We start from the raw sequence: 17439 nt of genomic DNA, 5'->3' as shown, positions 1-17439 counted from the left end.
GGATATAAACACCACCCGATTATGTGACGATTAAACGATCAGGCCACCTGGGCCAACAGCGCCTTGGCGTGGTTGATGCCCTTTTCCTGGAAGTCACCGCTCAGGTTCACGCCCTCGGCATGAATGAACGTGACGTCGTGGATGCCGATAAAGCCCATCACCTGGCGCAGGTACGGTTCCTGGTGGTCGGAGCTGGCACCGGTGTGGATGCCGCCACGGGCGGTCAACACAATGGCGCGCTTGCCGGTGAGCAACCCCTGAGGGCCGGTCGGTGTGTACTTGAAGGTCACACCGGCGCGCAGCACGTGGTCCAACCAGGCTTTAAGGGTGCTGGGGATCGCGAAGTTGTACATCGGCGCGGCCATCACCAGCACGTCGGCGGCCAGCAGTTCATCGGTCAATTCGTTGGAGCGGTCGAGGGAAGCCTGTTCGTTGCCGTTGCGCTGATCGGCGGGCTTCATCCAGCCGCCGAGCAAGTCTGCGTCCAGGTGCGGCACCGGGTTGAGGGCCACGTCACGCACGCTGATCTGATCCGCCGGGTGGGCCGCTTGCCATTGGCTGATGAACTGCCGGGTCAGTTGGCGGGAGATCGAGTCCTGCTGGCGGGCGCTGCTTTCGATGATCAGAACATTGGACATGGCTTCGTAGGCTCCATCTGTATTTGCTGTAAGTCGATGGAGTGAAGATTAAACAGAGCCAATTCGATAAAAAAGCGCAAAAAACTGCTACAACCCATCTAGAAATTTGTTTATATGCGGAGTATTCCTGTAGACATGCTCCGCTGCTGCTTTATTTTGGGGCGCACGCCAAAGCGATTCGCATCTTGATAATGGCGCGATTGAACTTGACCGTGGTGTTGGTGCTTTTACCCGCCGGTACCGTCACCGTGCGGCGACGTGGAGCTTCCGGGCCGTTGGTGAAGGTGACCGAACACACGGCGTCGTTGGTGCCGTAGTTGTTCAGTTGGATCGAGCTGATGTCGCCGTCCACGTCGGACGGGGTGTAGTCGATGCTCACGCCGTCGATTTTTTTAGTCACGTCGATGGGGTAGGCAAACGCACTCATCGGCAGCAGCGCCAGCAACACACAACAGAATTTTCTCATTCGGCAGTCTCCAATAAGGACCGCCAGCTTAGGACAAGAGGAACCCATCTTGAAAGCGCCCCGCGTTACCCTCGATCAATGGCGCACGCTGCAAGCCGTGGTCGACCATGGCGGCTTCGCCCAGGCGGCCGAAGCGCTGCACCGTTCGCAGTCTTCGGTGAGCTACACCGTGGCCCGCATGCAAGACCAGCTCGGCGTGCCGCTGCTGCGCATCGACGGGCGCAAGGCGGTGCTCACCGAGGCCGGTGAAGTGCTGTTGCGCCGCTCCCGGCAACTGGTGAAAAACGCCAGCCAGCTCGAAGACCTCGCCCACCATATGGAACAGGGCTGGGAAGCCGAGGTGCGCCTGGTGGTCGACGCCGCCTACCCGAATGCCCGCCTGGTGCGCGCCCTCACCGCTTTTATGCCGCAAAGCCGTGGCTGCCGGGTGCGCCTGCGCGAAGAGGTGCTGTCGGGCGTCGAGGAGCTGTTGATGGAAGGCGTGGCCGACCTGGCGATTTGCGGCTTCAGCATCCCCGGCTACCTGGGCACGGAAATGAGCGATGTGGAATTTGTCGCCGTGGCCCACCCCGAGCATCCCTTGCACCGCATGAACCGTGAACTCAGCTTCCAGGACCTGGAAAGCCAGATGCAGGTGGTGATCCGCGACTCCGGCCGCCAGCAACCGCGCGACGTCGGCTGGCTCGGCGCCGAACAGCGCTGGACCGTCGGCAGCCTGGCCACCGCCGCCGCGTTTGTGGGCAGCGGCCTGGGCTTTGCCTGGCTGCCCCGGCACATGATCGAGCGCGAACTCGCCGAAGGCGTGCTCAAGCAGCTACCCTTGGAACAGGGCGGCAGCCGCCACCCCACGTTCTACCTGTACTCGAACAAGGACAAACCGTTGGGGCCGGCGACGCAGATCCTCGTGGAACTGCTGCGCACCTTTGACACCGCCCCACTGGACGCGCCTTTCGCCGCCCCGCAGCAAGCCTGAAACGGAGTTCACCCATGGCCTGGTTCGACCATGAAGGATGCAGCCTGCACTACGAGGAATACGGCCACGGCACCCCGCTGATCCTGATCCACGGCCTGGGCTCCAGCTGCCAGGACTGGGAGCTGCAGATCCCGGTGCTGGCCAGGCATTACCGCCTGGTCGTGGTGGATGTACGCGGCCACGGGCGCTCCGACAAACCCCGCGAGCGCTACAGCATCGAAGGTTTCACCTTTGACCTGCTCGCCCTGATCGAACACCTCAACCTGCCCGCCGCCCATGTGGTGGGGCTGTCCATGGGCGGCATGATCGCCTTCCAGTTGGCAGTGAGCGAACCCGCGCGGGTCAAGAGCCTGTGCATCGTCAACAGCGCGCCCGAGGTCAAGCTGCGCAAACCCCATGAATACTGGTGGTGGGTGCAGCGCTGGACCCTTTCGCGCGTGCTCAGCCTGGCCACCATCGGCAAGGCCCTGGGCGAGCGGCTGTTCCCCAAACCCGCGCAGGCCGACCTGCGCCGCAAGATGGCCGAACGCTGGGCAAAAAACGACAAACGTGCTTATCTCGCCAGCTTCGACGCGATTGTGGGCTGGGGCGTGCAGGAACGACTTTCCAGAATTACCTGTCCAACCCTGGTCATCAGCGCCGACCACGACTACACCCCCGTGGCGCACAAACAAAACTATGTAAAACTGCTGCCCGATGCGCGGCTGGTGGTGATCGAGGATTCCCGCCATGCCACGCCCTTGGATCAACCCGAAGTCTTTAACACCACCCTGCTCGATTTTCTAAAGACAGTCGAAACCACTACCCAGGATCACTGACCCATGCTGAAAAAAATCGCCTTCCTTGCCGGTTCTGTTCTGTTCGCTGCCAACCTGATGGCCGCCGAGCCCGCCAAGGCGCCCCACGTACTGATCACCACCACCAACGGCGACATTGAAATCGAACTGGACCCGGTCAAGGCACCGATCAGCACCAAGAATTTCCTGGCCTATGTCGACAAGGGTTTCTACACCAACACGATTTTCCACCGTGTGATCCCGGGCTTCATGGTCCAGGGCGGCGGGTTCACCGCGCAGATGTCGCAAAAGCCGACCGAAGCGCCGATCAAGAACGAAGCCAGCAATGGCCTGCATAACGTGCGTGGCACCTTGTCGATGGCCCGCACCAATGACCCGAACTCGGCCACCAGCCAGTTCTTCATCAACGTGGCCGACAACGCCTTCCTCGACCCGGGCCGCGATGCCGGTTATGCCGTGTTCGCCAAAGTGGTCAAGGGCATGGACGTGGTTGATGTGATCGTCAACTCGCAGACCACCACCAAGCAGGGCATGCAGAACGTGCCAATCGATCCTGTTGTGATCAAGTCGGCCAAGCGCATCGACTGAGGTCTGCAGGTAGCTTCGCGCGGTGCCCACAAGGCACCGCGCGCATTTGAACAGGAGAGCCCGCCAGGCGGGCGTCAACCCTAATGCTCTATCGTCGTTTTGAACAACTGATCGATATTTTCCGCGACGCTCCCAGCGCGGCTCCTCCCGATAAAGTCCTGCCCTTCTACCTCTATTACCTGCGCCAGGTGTGGCCATGTTTTGCCGCGTTGCTGGTGGTGGGACTGGTCGGTGCGTTGATCGAAGTGGCGCTGTTCAGCTACCTCAGCCGCATCATCGATCTGGCCCAAGGCACGCCACCGGCCAACTTCTTCCAGATTCACAGCACCGAGCTGATCTGGATGGCCGTGGTCGCCCTGCTGCTGCGCCCGATCTTCAACGGCCTGCATGACTTGCTGGTGCACCAGACCATCAACCCCGGCATGACCAGCCTGATCCGCTGGCAAAACCACAGCTACGTGCTCAAGCAGAGCCTGAATTTCTTCCAGAATGATTTTGCCGGGCGGATTGCCCAACGCATCATGCAAACCGGCAATTCCTTGCGCGACTCGGCGGTGGCGACGGCGGAGGCCATCTGGCACGTGTCGATCTACGCCATCACCTCCCTGGTGTTGTTCGCCGAGGCGGATTGGCGCCTGATGATTCCGTTGATCACCTGGATCGTTGGCTACTGCCTGGCCTTGCGTTACTTCGTGCCGAGGGTCAAAGAGCGGTCGGTAATTTCTTCTGAAGCGCGCTCCAAACTCATGGGGCGTATCGTCGATGGCTACACCAATATCACCACCTTGAAGCTGTTCGCGCATACCCAGAATGAGCAGGAATACGCCAAGGAAGCGATCATTGAGCAAACCGAAAAAACCCAGCTGGCAGCCCGCGTGCTCACCAGCATGGACGCGGTCATCACCGTCCTCAACGGCCTGCTAATCGTCACCACCACCGGCCTGGCCCTGTGGCTGTGGACGCAGTCGCTGATCTCCGTAGGCGCAATCGCCCTGGCCACCGGCCTGGTGATTCGCATCGTCAATATGTCCGGCTGGATCATGTGGGTGGTCAACGGCATTTTCGAAAACATCGGCATCGTGCAGGACGGCCTCAAGACCATCGCCCAGCCGCTGGCGGTCATAGACCGCGACAACGCCCCGCGCCTGACCGTACCCCATGGCGAAGTGCGCTTTGAACAGGTGGATTTCCACTACGGCAAAAAGAGCGGGATCATTGGCGGCCTGAACCTTGAGATCAAGGCCGGTGAAAAAATCGGCCTGATCGGCCCGTCCGGTGCGGGCAAGTCAACCCTGGTCAACCTGCTGCTGCGCCTGTATGACCTGCAAGGCGGGCGCATCCTGATCGACGGTCAGAACATCGCCGAAGTGGCTCAGGAAACCCTGCGCGAACAGATCGGCATGATCACCCAGGACACCTCGCTGCTGCACCGCTCGATCCGCGACAACCTGCTGTATGGCAAGCCGGACGCGACTGAAGAAGAACTCCAGGCCGCCATCCGCAAGGCCCGCGCCGACGAGTTTATCCCTCTGCTGTCGGACGCCGAAGGGCGTACCGGGCTGGATGCCCATGTGGGCGAGCGCGGCGTGAAGCTCTCGGGCGGCCAACGTCAGCGCATCGCCATTGCACGGGTGCTGCTCAAGGACGCGCCGATCCTGATCATGGACGAAGCCACCTCCGCGCTGGATTCGGAAGTGGAAGCGGCGATCCAGGAAAGCCTGGAGACCTTGATGCAGGGCAAGACGGTGATTGCGATCGCGCACCGGTTGTCGACCATTGCGCGCATGGACCGCCTGGTGGTGCTGGAGAAAGGCCAGATCGCCGAAAGCGGCAGCCATGCAGAGTTGCTGGCTCACAAGGGCTTGTATGCCCGGTTGTGGCAGCACCAGACGGGTGGCTTCGTCGGCATCGACTAAAGCAAACATTGTTTAAAAATGTGGGAGGGGCGGTGCGACGATTCGACTTGCCCCCTCCCACATTTGATTGCATCCGTTCAGCAACATTTGCGTAAAAACTCTGCTGTACTCAGTGCAGTGCCCAGACGGGCGCTGAAGTAAATCTGCAGGGAGCATCACTGATTTACTGATTCGGTAGAGATATCTATCAAGGACGTGTTGCATGTCTTTGTTCAAGCGTTCAGTCACAGAGGGGTTAGGTACGTTTTGGCTGGTGTTGGGCGGTTGCGGGAGTGCGGTGTTGGCCGCCGCGTTCCCGGCAGTCGGGATCGGGTTGCTGGGTGTGTCCCTGGCGTTCGGGCTCACCGTGCTGACCATGGCATTTGCCATCGGGCATATCAGCGGTTGTCACCTCAACCCGGCGGTATCGGTGGGGCTGGTCGTGGGCGGGAGGTTTCCGGCCAGGGAGTTACCGGCGTATATCGTGGCCCAAGTCATTGGCGGGGTAGTCGCCGCCGCGTTGCTGTATTTCATTGCCAGTGGCAAGCCGGGCTTTGAACTGGCGTCAGGCCTGGCGTCCAACGGCTATGCCGAGCATTCGCCAGGGGGCTACTCGCTGGCGGCGGGGTTTGTGAGTGAGGTGGTGATGACGGCGATGTTCCTGCTGATCATCCTCGGTGCCACTGACCACCGCGCGCCCAAGGGTCTCGCGCCCATCGCCATCGGCCTGGCCCTGACATTGATCCACCTGATCTCCATTCCCGTAACCAACACCTCAGTCAACCCGGCGCGCAGTACCGGGCCTGCGCTGATCGTCGGCGGGTGGGCGATCCAGCAGTTGTGGATGTTCTGGCTCGCGCCGATCCTGGGCGCGGCCATTGCCGGCGTGGCCTATCGATGGCTGGGCAAGGAGGAGCCGGCCTAGCGCAAACGGAGTCAGCCCTGCCGATAAGGCAGGGCTGCCCTCGCCTCTTCGGCGTACGCCAAAATCCCTACCCGCTCACGCTCGAGGAAATCCTCCACGGCATTCTTCAACCCCGGGTGGCGCAGGTAGTGCCATGAGTGGGTGATCACCGGTTCAAACCCGCGAATCAGCTTGTGCTCGCCCTGGGCGCCGGCGTCGAAGCGTTGCAGGCCGTGGGCGATGGCATAGTCCATGCCCTGGTAGAAACAGGTTTCGAAATGCAGGCGGTCGAACTCGGCCAGGCAGCCCCAGTAACGACCGTAGAAGCTATCGCCACCGATCAGGCTGAAGGCCATGGCCACCGGCCGTGAACCCTGCTTGGCCAGCACCACGCGGATGGCTTCGGGCATGCGTTCGGCCAACAGACTGAAAAACGCGCGGGTCAGGTAGGGCGTTTGCCGGCGTACCGCGTAGGTATTGGCGTAGCAGGCGTAGACAAAATCCCACTGCGCCTCGCTCAGTTCATGGCCTTGCAACCACTCGAAGTCGATGCCCTGCCCCGCCACTTGCTCGCGCTCCTTGCGCATCTGTTTGCGCTTGCGTGAGCTGAGGGCGTCGAGGAAATCCTGGAAGTCGCGGTAGCCACGGTTCTGCCAGTGAAACTGGCAACCGAGGCGTTGCAACCAGCCCGGTTGCTGGGCCAGGGCATCATCGGCGAGCACGTCGGTGAAGTTGATGTGAGCACTGGAGAGGCCTTCGATTTCCAGGTAACCCGGCAGGCTTTTGAGCAGCTCGAAACCGTCCTCGGCGCTACCCGCCAGCAAGCGCGGGCCGCTGACCGGGCTGAACGGCACGGCCGTGAGCAGCTTGGGAAAGTAATCAATGCCCGCGCGCTCACAGGCGTCGGCCCAGCCGTGATCGAACACGTACTCGCCATAGGAGTGCCACTTGCGATAGCTGGGCAAGGCCGCCACCAGCCGATCGCCCTCCCAGTGCAACAGATGCTCCGGTTGCCAACCCGAATGCGGGCCCAGGCTGGCGCTGTCTTCCAGCGCGCTGAGGAAGGCATGCCGCACAAAGGGCTGAGCCTGTGGGACCAGTGCATCCCAAACCTGCGGGGCGATTTCGGACAGGCTGTCCAGGCGTTGCAACGGCATCGGCATCCTCACTGAATCATGGCGTGAAAGCCTCGCGAGTATCGCTTATCGCCGGGCCCAAAACACCCCCGATTCGCGCGACAACGCTCTAAATCAATAGTTTCATTCTTAAATAATTTGTCATCTAGATGACATCAGTTCGCCACTGCTGCGTCATAAACGATCGTGATACTGACGCCTGTTTTTAGAGCGCCTGGTTCTAACAGGTGGTTATTTTTCCGTCCGTCATCGGTCGGTTGTGTCCTGGATGGTTTGCCATCCCTCCTCACTTTCGGAGATTGATATGCGTCTTGCTTCCACTAAAACTGCGGCGGTCCTGTGCGGCGGCCTGTTGCTGGCCCTGAGCATTCCGGCCACCGCTGCAGTCGACGCTAAATTGCTCGACATGCTCAAGGCTAACGGCCAGATCACCACTGCGCAGTACACCGAACTGCAAAACGAATTGGCCAAAGACCAGAAAGAACAGCAGATCGCACGGCAAGCTCAACAAGAGACCAACGAACAGATCGCGGCCACCGCGAAGAAAACCAACGAGCTGAGCAGCTTCGACCAGAAGCTGGCCTGGGCCGCCAAGACTCAGTTCAAGGGTGATGTGCGCATGCGTCACGAGACCATTAAGGTCGAAGGCGAGAATGGCGTCACCCGTGCCGGCGTGACCGGTCGTGACAAGGACCGCGAACGCATCCGTGCACGCCTCGGGGCCTACACCGAAATCAACCCACAGGTGGACACCGGTATCCGTATCGCCACCGGCGGCGGCAGCGATGCACGCTCAACCAACCAGGACCTGGACGGCTACTTCGATAAAAAATCGATCTGGCTGGACCTCGGCTACATCGACTACCACCCTGACCAGATCAAAAACCTGCACATCATCGGCGGCAAAATGCTGCAGCCGTGGGTCAACATGGGCGACGTGATCTGGGATAGCGACATCAACCCGGAAGGCCTGGCCGTCACCTACAAGTACCCACTGGGCGGCAGCGCCGAGCTGTTCGGCAGCCTGGGTAACTACAACCTCAAGGACAACGTGGACGGCGACGGCGTGCAATACCGCCATGACCTGCGCCTGACCACCGGCCAGTTGGGTACCCGTTTCTCGGTGACCGACAACCTCAAAGTGACCCTGGGCGGCAGTGTCTACGCCTACCAGAACGATGAAGACAGCCGTGCCGCGGGGACCAGCACGCCGAACGTACTGGCCACCAACGGCAACACGCCAAATGGTGAGTTCCGCCTGTATGAAGGCTTCAGCCAAGTCGATATCGGCGGCCTGGCAGTCCCTCTGGCCTTCTACGGCCAGTACGTGAAAAACAACGACGCCATCGACGATGCGGACACCGCCTGGTTGCTGGGTGCCAAGTCCAAGGTGTTTGGCTTCAACCTGGACTACAACTATCGCGACGTAGAGAAAAACGCCGTGGTCGGCGCATTCACCGATTCGGACTTCGGCGGCGGCTTCACCGGTTCCCGTGGTCACAAGTTCAAGGTCGGCTACGACATCGACAAGAACTTCGCCATCGGTGCCACTTACTTCCTGACCAAGACCGACACCTACAGCCGCACGCTCGTAGACCGCAGCGCCAAGGCCAACACCTTCCAGCTGGACGCCGAAGCCAAGTTCTGATCCGAGTGTTTCAAGCCTTGGGCCAGGACGGCCCGAGGTCGCTGCAACAGCCTTGCGTGGGTGGAACGGTCCCCATCATCCGTCCGGTCCACCTACGCGAGCCTGCTTTATTCCCCGCCTTGCTGATCCTTGAGCCGCTCGGCAGCCAGCCGCTGCGCCAAGGCATCCACATCCTTTACCGGCTCCTCGGGCATTATCTTCAGCGTCGCCTGCATCAGGCGCATCTGGCGGATAAACCGTCGGCAGTTGGGGCAGAACATCAAGTGATGGCGCACCAGCAAGCGCTCTCGAAAGCTCAATTGCCCATCGAGATAGTCACTGGAACGCGCCACTTGTTCTTTACAGGTCAGCATTCGCCCGTTTCCTCAAAATGCTCCACCGTGGCGAAGACTTTAAGCCGTGCTCGATGCAACAGCACACGGACATTGGAGAGCGACAGCGTCAGAAGATTACAGATCTCTTCCAACTCCAGGCCCTGGCGTTCACGCAGTACCAGCACGCTGCTTTGCAGTTCAGACAGGCTCAACAACGTGTGTTCCAGGCATTTGCGCAGTTCGTCCTCGGTCAGCAGGGCTTCCGGGGTGTCCTGGTGCCAGGCATACGGGGCGACGGCCCAGTGACCATCGTCGGGCACAAAACGCTCATCACCGATGGTGCCATGAGGCGACGGTAAATCGTCGAGCAACACTTCCCGGCGATTCTGTTTGTAGCGGCCTTTGGCGGCGTTGGCGGTGATGGTCAGCAGCCAGGTCTTGAGGCTGGAACGCCCCTCGAACTTGGCCAGGTTGCGCACCACCGACAGCCAGGCGTCCTGCACCACTTCGTCGGCATGGCGCTGGCCGACGATGGCATACGCCACCGCCCGCATCGCGCTCTGGTAGGTGGTGACCAATTCCTTATAGGCCCGCTGCTCACCCTTGAGCAGGCGTTCAAGCAGGTGCGCGTCGTCCGCTGCTGCCATTCAAGACCTCGATGTGGTTAGCGTTTGCGCAGGATCACGCTACCGATCGAGTAACCCGCGCCAAACGAACTGAGTACCGCGACGGCGCCCTTGGGCAGGTCGTCCTGGTAGGTGTGGAAAGCAATCACCGAGCCCGCCGAGCTGGTATTGGCGTAAGTATCGAGGATCACCGGCGCTTCTTCCACCGTGGCTTCGCGGCCCAGCAGTTTCTTCACAATCAGGTGGTTCATGCTCAGGTTGGCCTGGTGCAGCCAGAAGCGCTTCACGTCGGTGACGCTCAACTGGTTTTCTTCCAGGTGCACGCCGATCAGCTCGGCAACCATCGGGCAGACATCACGGAAGACTTTGCGGCCTTCCTGCACGAACAGCTTGTCCGGCGCGCCGATGCCTTCTTCCGCCGTGCGGTTGAGGAAGCCGAAGTTGTTGCGGATATTGTTCGAGAACTTGGTCAGCAGCTTGGTGCTCACCACGTCGAACTGGTGCTCGGAGGTGGCCAGGTCGGCGCGCTCCAGGACCACGGCGGTGGCGGCGTCGCCGAAGATGAAGTGGCTGTCGCGGTCACGGAAATTCAGGTGGCCGGTGCAGACTTCCGGGTTGACCATCAGGATCGCCCGCGCCTGGCCCAGCTGGATGCTGTTGGCAGCGTTCTGGATGCCGAAGGTCGCCGAGGAACACGCCACGTTCATGTCGAAACCGAAGCCGGCAATGCCCAGGGCTTCCTGGACTTCGATGGCGATGGCCGGGTAGGCGCGTTGCAGGTTGGAACAGGCGACGATCACGCCGTCGATATCGGCGGCGGTCTTGCCGGCGCGCTGCAGGGCTTGTTCGGCAGCGCCGATGGCCATCTGGCAGAGCACCGACCACTCGTCGTTGCTGCGCTCGGGCAGGCGTGGGGCCATGCGCTGCGGGTCGAGGATGCCGTCCTTGTCCATCACAAAGCGGCTCTTGATGCCCGAGGCCTTTTCGATAAAGGCCGCGCTGGATTCGGTCAGTGCCTGCACATCGCCGCGCTCGATGGCGTCAGCGTTGTCGCTGTTGAACTGCTGCACGTAGGCATTGAAAGACTGCACCAGCTCTTCGTTGGAAATGCTGTTGGCCGGTGTGTACAGGCCAGTGCCGCTGATGACGACGTTATGCACGGTCGTTCCTCTAAATCTGTCAGGCAGAGAAGATGTTGGTACCGACGTACCAAACTGTAAGTAGTTTTATTCCGCGTGGCGGACATCAAACTGGCATCGCTTTATTCCATCGCGCCGCACTCACACACGACGATCCCGGCATTTATAGGCGCGAAGTTTGCCACAACCCCGGGGATTTGGCGCCACTTCCCAGATAAACACCTTTTAAATGTGGGAGGGGTAGCCTTGGGGACAGAGAACAGGATCAGGCGTCGACCTGACTCCATTGCTTGCTCAAGCGCTTGTCGGAAATCGGCACCTTGGTGCCCAACTGCTGGGCAAACAACGACACCCGATATTCCTCCAGCCACCAGCGGTAGAGCGCCAACTCGGGATCGCGCTTGCCTTCCTGCGCATGCTTGTTCAGGCGGTTCTGGTACTGCGCCCACAACCCGCCCAGCTCGCTGCTCCACACCCGATCCTTTTGCACCTGGCTCGGCAGTTTCTCCAGGCGCAACTCGATGGCCTTGAGGTAACGCGGCAATTCCTTGAACCATTGCGCCGGGGTTTCCCGCACAAAACCGGGGTACACCAGGTTGCTCAGCTGTTGCTTGATGTCGTTGAGGGCCACGGCCTGGGCCAGGTCGATCTTGCCCTTGAAGCGCTTTTGCAAGCCGTGCCAGAGTTTCAGCACCTCCAGGGTCAGGCGCGCCAGGCGTTCGGCGTGTTCGGTCCAACTGCCGCGCTTGCGTTCCGCCAGGGCGGCCAGGCCGGCGCCGTCACGTGGCAGACTGGTTTCGCCTTCGAGCACGCAGGTGTCGAGGCTGGCCAGCAGAATATCTTCGACCAGCGCGTCGATGCGCCCCAGCTCGCGGTACATCAGGCCCAATTCGGTAAGGCCTGGCAGTTTGCCGCGCAGGAATTTCGCCGGTTCCGCCAGTTGCTGCATCAGCAGGCGCTGCAAGGCGCGGCGGTGCTGGAACTCGGCCTCGGCGGCGGTCGAAAAACGCCCTTCCTTGACCGTACCGTTTTCTTCCACCAGCGCCGGGTACACCGTCATTTTCAAACCGGCGATGTTTTGCTGGGTGGTTTCAGCCACCGCGGCAAACACCTTGGCTTCCACTGGCTGCTGGCTTTTCGCGGTTTGCGGCACGGCCAATGCAGCCTGGCTGGCTTCGGCGAAACGCGCGGTCAGCTCGGCCAGGTCGCGGCCTTCGCCGAGGAACTTGCCCTGGGCGTCGACCACTTCCAGGTTCATTTTCAGGTGGTTTTCCACCTGCTGCGCGGCTTCGGCCCAGGCCTCATCGCTGACCCGCGCGCCGGTCATGCGCAGCAGTTCACGGCCCAGGGCCTGGGGCAACGAACCCTGGCCGAATTCGATACGCTGCAACGCGGCCTTGACGAAATCCGGCACGGGCACGAAGTTCTTGCGCAGCGCCTTGGGCAGGTTGCGCACCAGGGCGATGCACTTGGCTTCGATCACCCCCGGCACCAGCCACTCCAGGCGCTCCGGCGGTAGGGCCGGCAGCAGCGGCGCCGGCACGCGCAGGGTCACGCCATCGCGCGGGTGGTTGGGCTCGAAGTGATAACTCAGCGCCAGGGCCAGGTCGCCCAGGTGCAGGGTGTCGGGGTAATGCTCGGCGGTAACTTCACTGGCCTCGCGGGCCAGCACGTCTTCTTCGCGCATGATCAGCAATTGCGGGTCTTTCTGGCTGTTGACCTTGTACCAACTGTCGAAGGTCGCGGTCTGGTGGATCTCCGCCGGCAGGCGCGCGTCGTAGAAGGCGTACAGGGTTTCTTCGTCGGCGAGGATGTCGCGGCGGCGGGCCTTGGCTTCCAGTTCGTCGAGTTGCTCAAGCAGTTGCTGGTTGGCCGTGAGGCACTTGGCGCGGGACTGAATCTCGCCGCGCACCAGGCCTTCGCGAATAAACAGCTCGCGCGACACCACCGGGTCAATCGGCCCGTAATGCACCGGCCGGCGGCCCACCACAATCAGCCCGAACAGGGTGATCTGCTCAAACGCCACCACTTGGCCGCGCTTCTTCTCCCAGTGCGGTTCGAAGTGGTTCTTCTTGATCAGGTGCCCGGCCAGCGGCTCGATCCAGTCGGCATCGATCTTGGCCACCATGCGCGCGTAGAGCTTGGTGGTTTCCACCAGCTCGGCGGTCATCAGCCATTGCGGGCGTTTTTTGCCGATGCCCGACGACGGGTGAATCCAGAAGCGTCGCTGACGCGCGCCAAGGTAGTCGCCGTCTTCGGTTTTCTGGCCAATCTGGCTGAGCAGCCCGGACAGCACCGCCTTGTGCAACTTGGGAAAATCCGCCGGTTCCTTGTTGACGGTCAGCTGCATGTCGCGGCAGATCAGGCTCAACTGGCGATGGGAATCGCGCCACTCGCGCAGACGCAAATAATTCAGGAAGTTCTTGCGGCACCAGTTGCGCAGCGGGCTGGCGGTCAGCTCCTGGCGCTGCTCTTCAAAGCCGCGCCACAGGTTAACCAACCCGGCGAAGTCCGAATCCGGGTCTTTCCACTGGGCGTGGGCCTGGTCGGCAGCTTGCTGACGCTCCGGCGGGCGCTCGCGCGGGTCCTGGATCGACATGGCGCTGGCCACGATCAACACTTCCTGCAGGCTGCCCAACTTGGCCGCTTCGAGCAGCATGCGGCCCATACGCGGGTCCACCGGCAGGCGCGCCAGCTGGCGGCCCAGCGGCGTGAGCTGGCTGTTGCGGTCGACCGCCGACAACTCTTGCAGCAGGTTGAAACCGTCGCTGATGGCCTTGCCGTCCGGCGGCTCGATAAACGGGAAATCGGTGATCTCGCCCAGGCGCAGATGCAGCATCTGCAGGATCACGGCGGCGAGGTTGGTGCGCAGGATTTCCGGATCGGTAAATTCCGGGCGCCCGATAAAGTCTTCTTCGCTGTACAAACGGATGCAGATGCCCGGCTCGACCCGGCCGCAACGGCCTTTACGCTGGTTGGCGCTGGCCTGGGAAATCGCCTCGATCGGCAGGCGCTGCACCTTGGCGCGGTAGCTGTAGCGGCTGATGCGCGCGGTGCCGCTGTCGATCACGTAGCGAATGCCTGGCACGGTCAGCGAGGTTTCCGCGACGTTAGTCGCCAGCACCACGCGACGGCCCGGGTGGGACTGGAAAATCCGCTGCTGCTCGGCCGGCGACAAACGCGCATACAGCGGCAGAATTTCGGTGTGCTTGAGCTGGGCCTTGCGCAGCATTTCGGCGGCGTCGCGAATCTCGCGCTCGCCCGGCAAAAACACCAGCACATCGCCAGGGCTGCGGCGCTCGCTGCGCTCGTAGGCGGCGATTTCATCGAGGGTAGCGAGGATCGCCTGGTCGACGGTCAAGTCGTCCTCGACGCGGTTGCCCTCCTCGTCCTGTTCCAGGGTCAGCGGGCGGTACCAGGTATCGACCGGGAAGGTGCGGCCCGACACCTCCACGATCGGCGCATCGTCGAAGTGCTTGGAAAAGCGCTCCAGGTCGATGGTCGCCGAGGTGATGATGACTTTCAGGTCCGGGCGACGCGGCAGCAGGGTTTTCAGGTAGCCGAGCAGGAAGTCGATGTTGAGGCTGCGCTCGTGGGCTTCGTCGACGATGATCGTGTCGTAGCGTTCCAGGTAACGGTCGTTCTGGGTTTCCGCCAGCAGGATGCCGTCGGTCATCAGTTTGATCAGCGTGTTGGAATCGCTTTGGTCTTCGAAGCGCACCTGATAACCGACCAGCGCGCCCAAAGGGGTAGCAAGCTCTTCGGCGACCCGGCTGGCGACGCTGCGCGCGGCGATGCGGCGTGGCTGGGTGTGACCGATCAGGCCGTACTGGCCACGACCGACTTCCAGGCAAATTTTCGGCAGCTGGGTGGTTTTGCCCGAACCGGTTTCGCCGGCAATGATCAGCACTTGATGCTTGAGCAATGCCTCCTTGATCTCGTCGCGCTTGGCGGCGATGGGCAGGCTGTCGTCATAGCGGATCACCGGCAGGCTGGCGCGCCGCGCGGTGACCTGGGCGCAGGACGCCTGCATGCGCGTGACCCACTGCGCCAGCTTCTCCTCGTCGGGCTTCTTGCGCAGCTCGAGCAACTGGCGCCGCAAGCGGTGGCGGTCGGCGAGCATGGCGTGATCGAGGTTTTTCAGCAGTTGGTCGATAGCGGGCACTTGGTCAGTCATCAGGTACTTTGCAGGTCGTCGATTTAGGCACGGCCGGCAAGTGTGGCAGAAAAGCGGTTGGGAGCGCCAAGCTTCACGCGCGCCCCAGGTGTAAACCGCAAGCAAATGTGGGAGGTGTGGGTGCAGCTTATAGCGGGTCTTTGCGGCGGTAGGGGAACACATCGATCACCTTGCCGGCGCGGATCGCGTCCTGCAGGCCTTTCCAGTAGTCGGCGTTGTACAACTCGCCATGCAGCTCGTCGAATAGCCTGCGCTGGCCGGCGTCGGCAAACAGGAACGGCGGAAATTCTTCCGGGAACACGTCCAGCGGGCCGATGGAGTACCAGGGTTCGGAGGCCATTTCATCCTCCGGGGTGCGCGGTGCGGGGATGTGGCGGAAGTTGGCCTCGGTAAGAAAGCAGATTTCGTCGTAGTCATAGAACACCACGCGGCCGTGGCGGGTGACGCCAAAGTTTTTCAGCAGCATGTCGCCGGGGAAGATATTCGCCGCCGCCAGTTGCTTGATCGCCAGGCCGTAGTCTTCCAGGGCTTCGCGCACCTGGGCGGGGTTGGCGTTTTCCAGGTAGAGGTTGAGCGGGGTCATGCGCCGCTCGGTCCAGCAGTGGCGGATCAGCACGGTGTCGCCCTCGACTTCAACGGTGCCGGCGGCCACTTCGAGCAACTCGGCCAGGCACTCGGGCTCGAATTTGCTCAAGGGGAAACGGAAGTCGGCGAACTCCTGGGTGTCGGCCATGCGCCCCACGCGGTCGACGCTTTTGACCAGGCGGTACTTCTCGATCACCGTGGCGCGGTTGACGTTTTTCGACGGTGAAAAGCGGTCCTTGATGATCTTGAACACGGTGTTGAAGCCCGGCAGGGTAAACACGCTCATGACCATGCCGCGCACGCCCGGCGCCATGATGAATTGATCGTCGGTGCTGGCCAGGTGGTTGATCAGCGCGCGGTAGAACTCCGACTTGCCGTGCTTGTAGAAACCGATGGAGGTGTACAGCTCGGCGATGTGCTTGCCCGGCAGGATACGCCTGAGAAAGCCGATGAATTCCGCCGGCACCGGCACGTCGACCATGAAGTAGGAGCGGGTGAACGAAAAGATGATCGACACCTCGGCTTCGTCGGTGATCAGCGCATCGATCTGGATGCCCTGCCCTTCGCGGTGCAGCAGCGGAATCACCAGCGGCCATTGCTCGTCGCGGGTGTAGATGCGGCCGACCAGGTAGGCGCCTTTATTGCGGTAGAGCACCGAGGAAAACAGCTCGACGCCCAGCTCCGGGTCTTTGCACACCCAGTCGGGCAGGTTCTCGCGCAGTTGCGCTTCAAGGCGGCCCAGGTCGGTGGCCAGGTCGGCATAGGGTTCGCTGAAGCGATAATCGGCAAAGATCTGCGCGAGCATCTCGGGGATCTTCCCGGTCGGCGTGTAGGTGCGGGTTTGCGCGGCCCGCGCGCGGCGCAGGCTCGGGCGGGTGGTGTGGATGAACATGCAGCCGTCGCTGATCAGGTCATGGCTGAACAGGCCGCAGAAGATCGAGTTGTACCAGGTCTCGGAGAGTTCATCGTCAAAACGCAGGTCGATCAGGCCGATGTAGGCGCTTTTCACCAGGGGCCACAGGTCGATGTCCAACAGGTCGGCGTCAGCGAAACCGGCGCGCAGGCCGCTGGTCACTTCAAAGACTTTCTCTTCATACAGGTTGATGCGCGCCGCCGAGGCTGCCTGGCCCTGCTGCCACTGGGCCTTTTCAAACCGCTCGCGGGCGCCATCGGTGATCTGGCGGAAGTGTTCGCGGTAATCGTCGAACCCTTCGAGGATCGTGCGGGCAATGGCGAGGGCGGGCGTGGCTGGCGACATGCGGGAAACCTCTGCGGGCATCTGGAAGCCCTGAGCTTAGCCAGTGAACAGAGGCAGGAGAAGCGGCATTTGCGCCGCCTTCCCGTACAACTTCGTTCAATGCGCACATTTACTTTCAATTTATTTAATTCGACCGCCCGGTCAATAAACGCACCAAAAAGTCGCACGGCGTTTTCACTGCAAGCCTTCAACGCCGTGGCTTGCCAGCGTGGTGCCGGAAAACTGCCAGGCCAGATGGGCGTAATCCCTTGGTCGGGTTTTGGATCCAACTAAGGGAAACCCTGATTACCACCTT

At 61.5% G+C, this 17439-nt stretch carries 14 protein-coding genes; 6 read left to right on the top strand and 8 right to left on the bottom strand.

Annotation, left to right across the window (positions count from 1 at the left end):
* Positions 1-38: 38 nt before the first annotated feature.
* Complete coding sequence (locus tag AC0IYH_RS03555) at positions 39-638, bottom strand: FMN-dependent NADH-azoreductase (protein ID WP_471832975.1); 600 nt, start codon at positions 636-638, stop codon at positions 39-41.
* 151 nt (positions 639-789) lie between these two features.
* Entirely contained in the window at positions 790-1104 is a 315-nt protein-coding gene (locus AC0IYH_RS03550) for a 3-phosphoglycerate kinase (RefSeq protein WP_122772350.1), read from the bottom strand.
* Positions 1105-1153: 49 nt separating this feature from the next.
* Between AC0IYH_RS03550 and AC0IYH_RS03545 the strand changes: the two genes are divergently transcribed.
* The 5 genes from AC0IYH_RS03545 to aqpZ all read left to right on the top strand — a co-directional run bounded on the left by AC0IYH_RS03545 (position 1154) and on the right by aqpZ (position 6282).
* Entirely contained in the window at positions 1154-2077 is a 924-nt protein-coding gene (locus tag AC0IYH_RS03545) for a LysR family transcriptional regulator (RefSeq protein WP_116626119.1), read from the top strand.
* 14 nt (positions 2078-2091) lie between these two features.
* Positions 2092-2895, top strand: a complete 804-nt coding sequence (locus AC0IYH_RS03540; RefSeq protein ID WP_471832974.1) for an alpha/beta fold hydrolase — start codon at positions 2092-2094, stop codon at positions 2893-2895.
* A gap of 3 nt (positions 2896-2898) precedes the next feature.
* The gene (locus AC0IYH_RS03535) at positions 2899-3462 is read left to right on the top strand and encodes a peptidylprolyl isomerase (RefSeq protein WP_116626117.1); all 564 of its coding nucleotides are present in this window, start codon (positions 2899-2901) and stop codon (positions 3460-3462) included.
* 83 nt (positions 3463-3545) lie between these two features.
* Positions 3546-5378, top strand: coding sequence for an ABC transporter ATP-binding protein (locus tag AC0IYH_RS03530; protein WP_471832973.1), 1833 nt, complete (start codon positions 3546-3548; stop codon positions 5376-5378).
* Between the two features lie 202 nt (positions 5379-5580).
* Positions 5581-6282 carry an aquaporin Z gene (gene aqpZ, locus AC0IYH_RS03525; RefSeq protein WP_116626115.1) on the top strand — a complete coding sequence of 234 codons (702 nt, stop codon included), beginning with the start codon at positions 5581-5583 and terminating at the stop codon, positions 6280-6282.
* Positions 6283-6293: 11 nt separating this feature from the next.
* Here aqpZ and AC0IYH_RS03520 read toward each other — a convergent pair whose 3' ends face one another.
* On the bottom strand, positions 6294-7418 hold the full coding sequence (locus AC0IYH_RS03520; RefSeq protein WP_116626639.1) for a GNAT family N-acetyltransferase: 1125 nt from the start codon (positions 7416-7418) through the stop codon (positions 6294-6296).
* A 283-nt stretch (positions 7419-7701) separates the two neighbouring features.
* Here AC0IYH_RS03520 and AC0IYH_RS03515 point away from each other — a divergent pair, with 283 nt between their 5' ends.
* A complete protein-coding gene (locus AC0IYH_RS03515; protein ID WP_122772353.1) occupies positions 7702-9045 on the top strand; it encodes a putative porin in 1344 nt (447 codons plus the stop codon).
* A 107-nt stretch (positions 9046-9152) separates the two neighbouring features.
* On the opposite strand, the gene AC0IYH_RS03510 is transcribed toward AC0IYH_RS03515, so the two are convergent.
* The 5 genes from AC0IYH_RS03510 to aceK form a co-directional block, all read right to left on the bottom strand.
* Entirely contained in the window at positions 9153-9398 is a 246-nt protein-coding gene (locus AC0IYH_RS03510) for a zf-HC2 domain-containing protein (RefSeq protein ID WP_116626111.1), read from the bottom strand.
* Complete coding sequence (locus tag AC0IYH_RS03505) at positions 9392-10006, bottom strand: RNA polymerase sigma factor (protein ID WP_116626110.1); 615 nt, start codon at positions 10004-10006, stop codon at positions 9392-9394. Before AC0IYH_RS03505 ends, AC0IYH_RS03510 begins: the two co-directional genes overlap by 7 nt.
* A gap of 17 nt (positions 10007-10023) precedes the next feature.
* Positions 10024-11145, bottom strand: a complete 1122-nt coding sequence (locus AC0IYH_RS03500; RefSeq protein ID WP_116626109.1) for a beta-ketoacyl-ACP synthase III — start codon at positions 11143-11145, stop codon at positions 10024-10026.
* 244 nt (positions 11146-11389) lie between these two features.
* On the bottom strand, positions 11390-15301 hold the full coding sequence (hrpA, locus tag AC0IYH_RS03495; protein ID WP_471832972.1) for an ATP-dependent RNA helicase HrpA: 3912 nt from the start codon (positions 15299-15301) through the stop codon (positions 11390-11392).
* A gap of 127 nt (positions 15302-15428) precedes the next feature.
* The gene (gene aceK / locus AC0IYH_RS03490; protein ID WP_471832971.1) at positions 15429-17144 is read right to left on the bottom strand and encodes a bifunctional isocitrate dehydrogenase kinase/phosphatase; all 1716 of its coding nucleotides are present in this window, start codon (positions 17142-17144) and stop codon (positions 15429-15431) included.
* Positions 17145-17439: the final 295 nt, after the last annotated feature.

Source organism: Pseudomonas sp. AC463, assembly GCF_979253585.1.
Note: the sequence above shows the minus strand (reverse complement) of the source record. Positions and strands in the feature narration are given on the sequence as shown.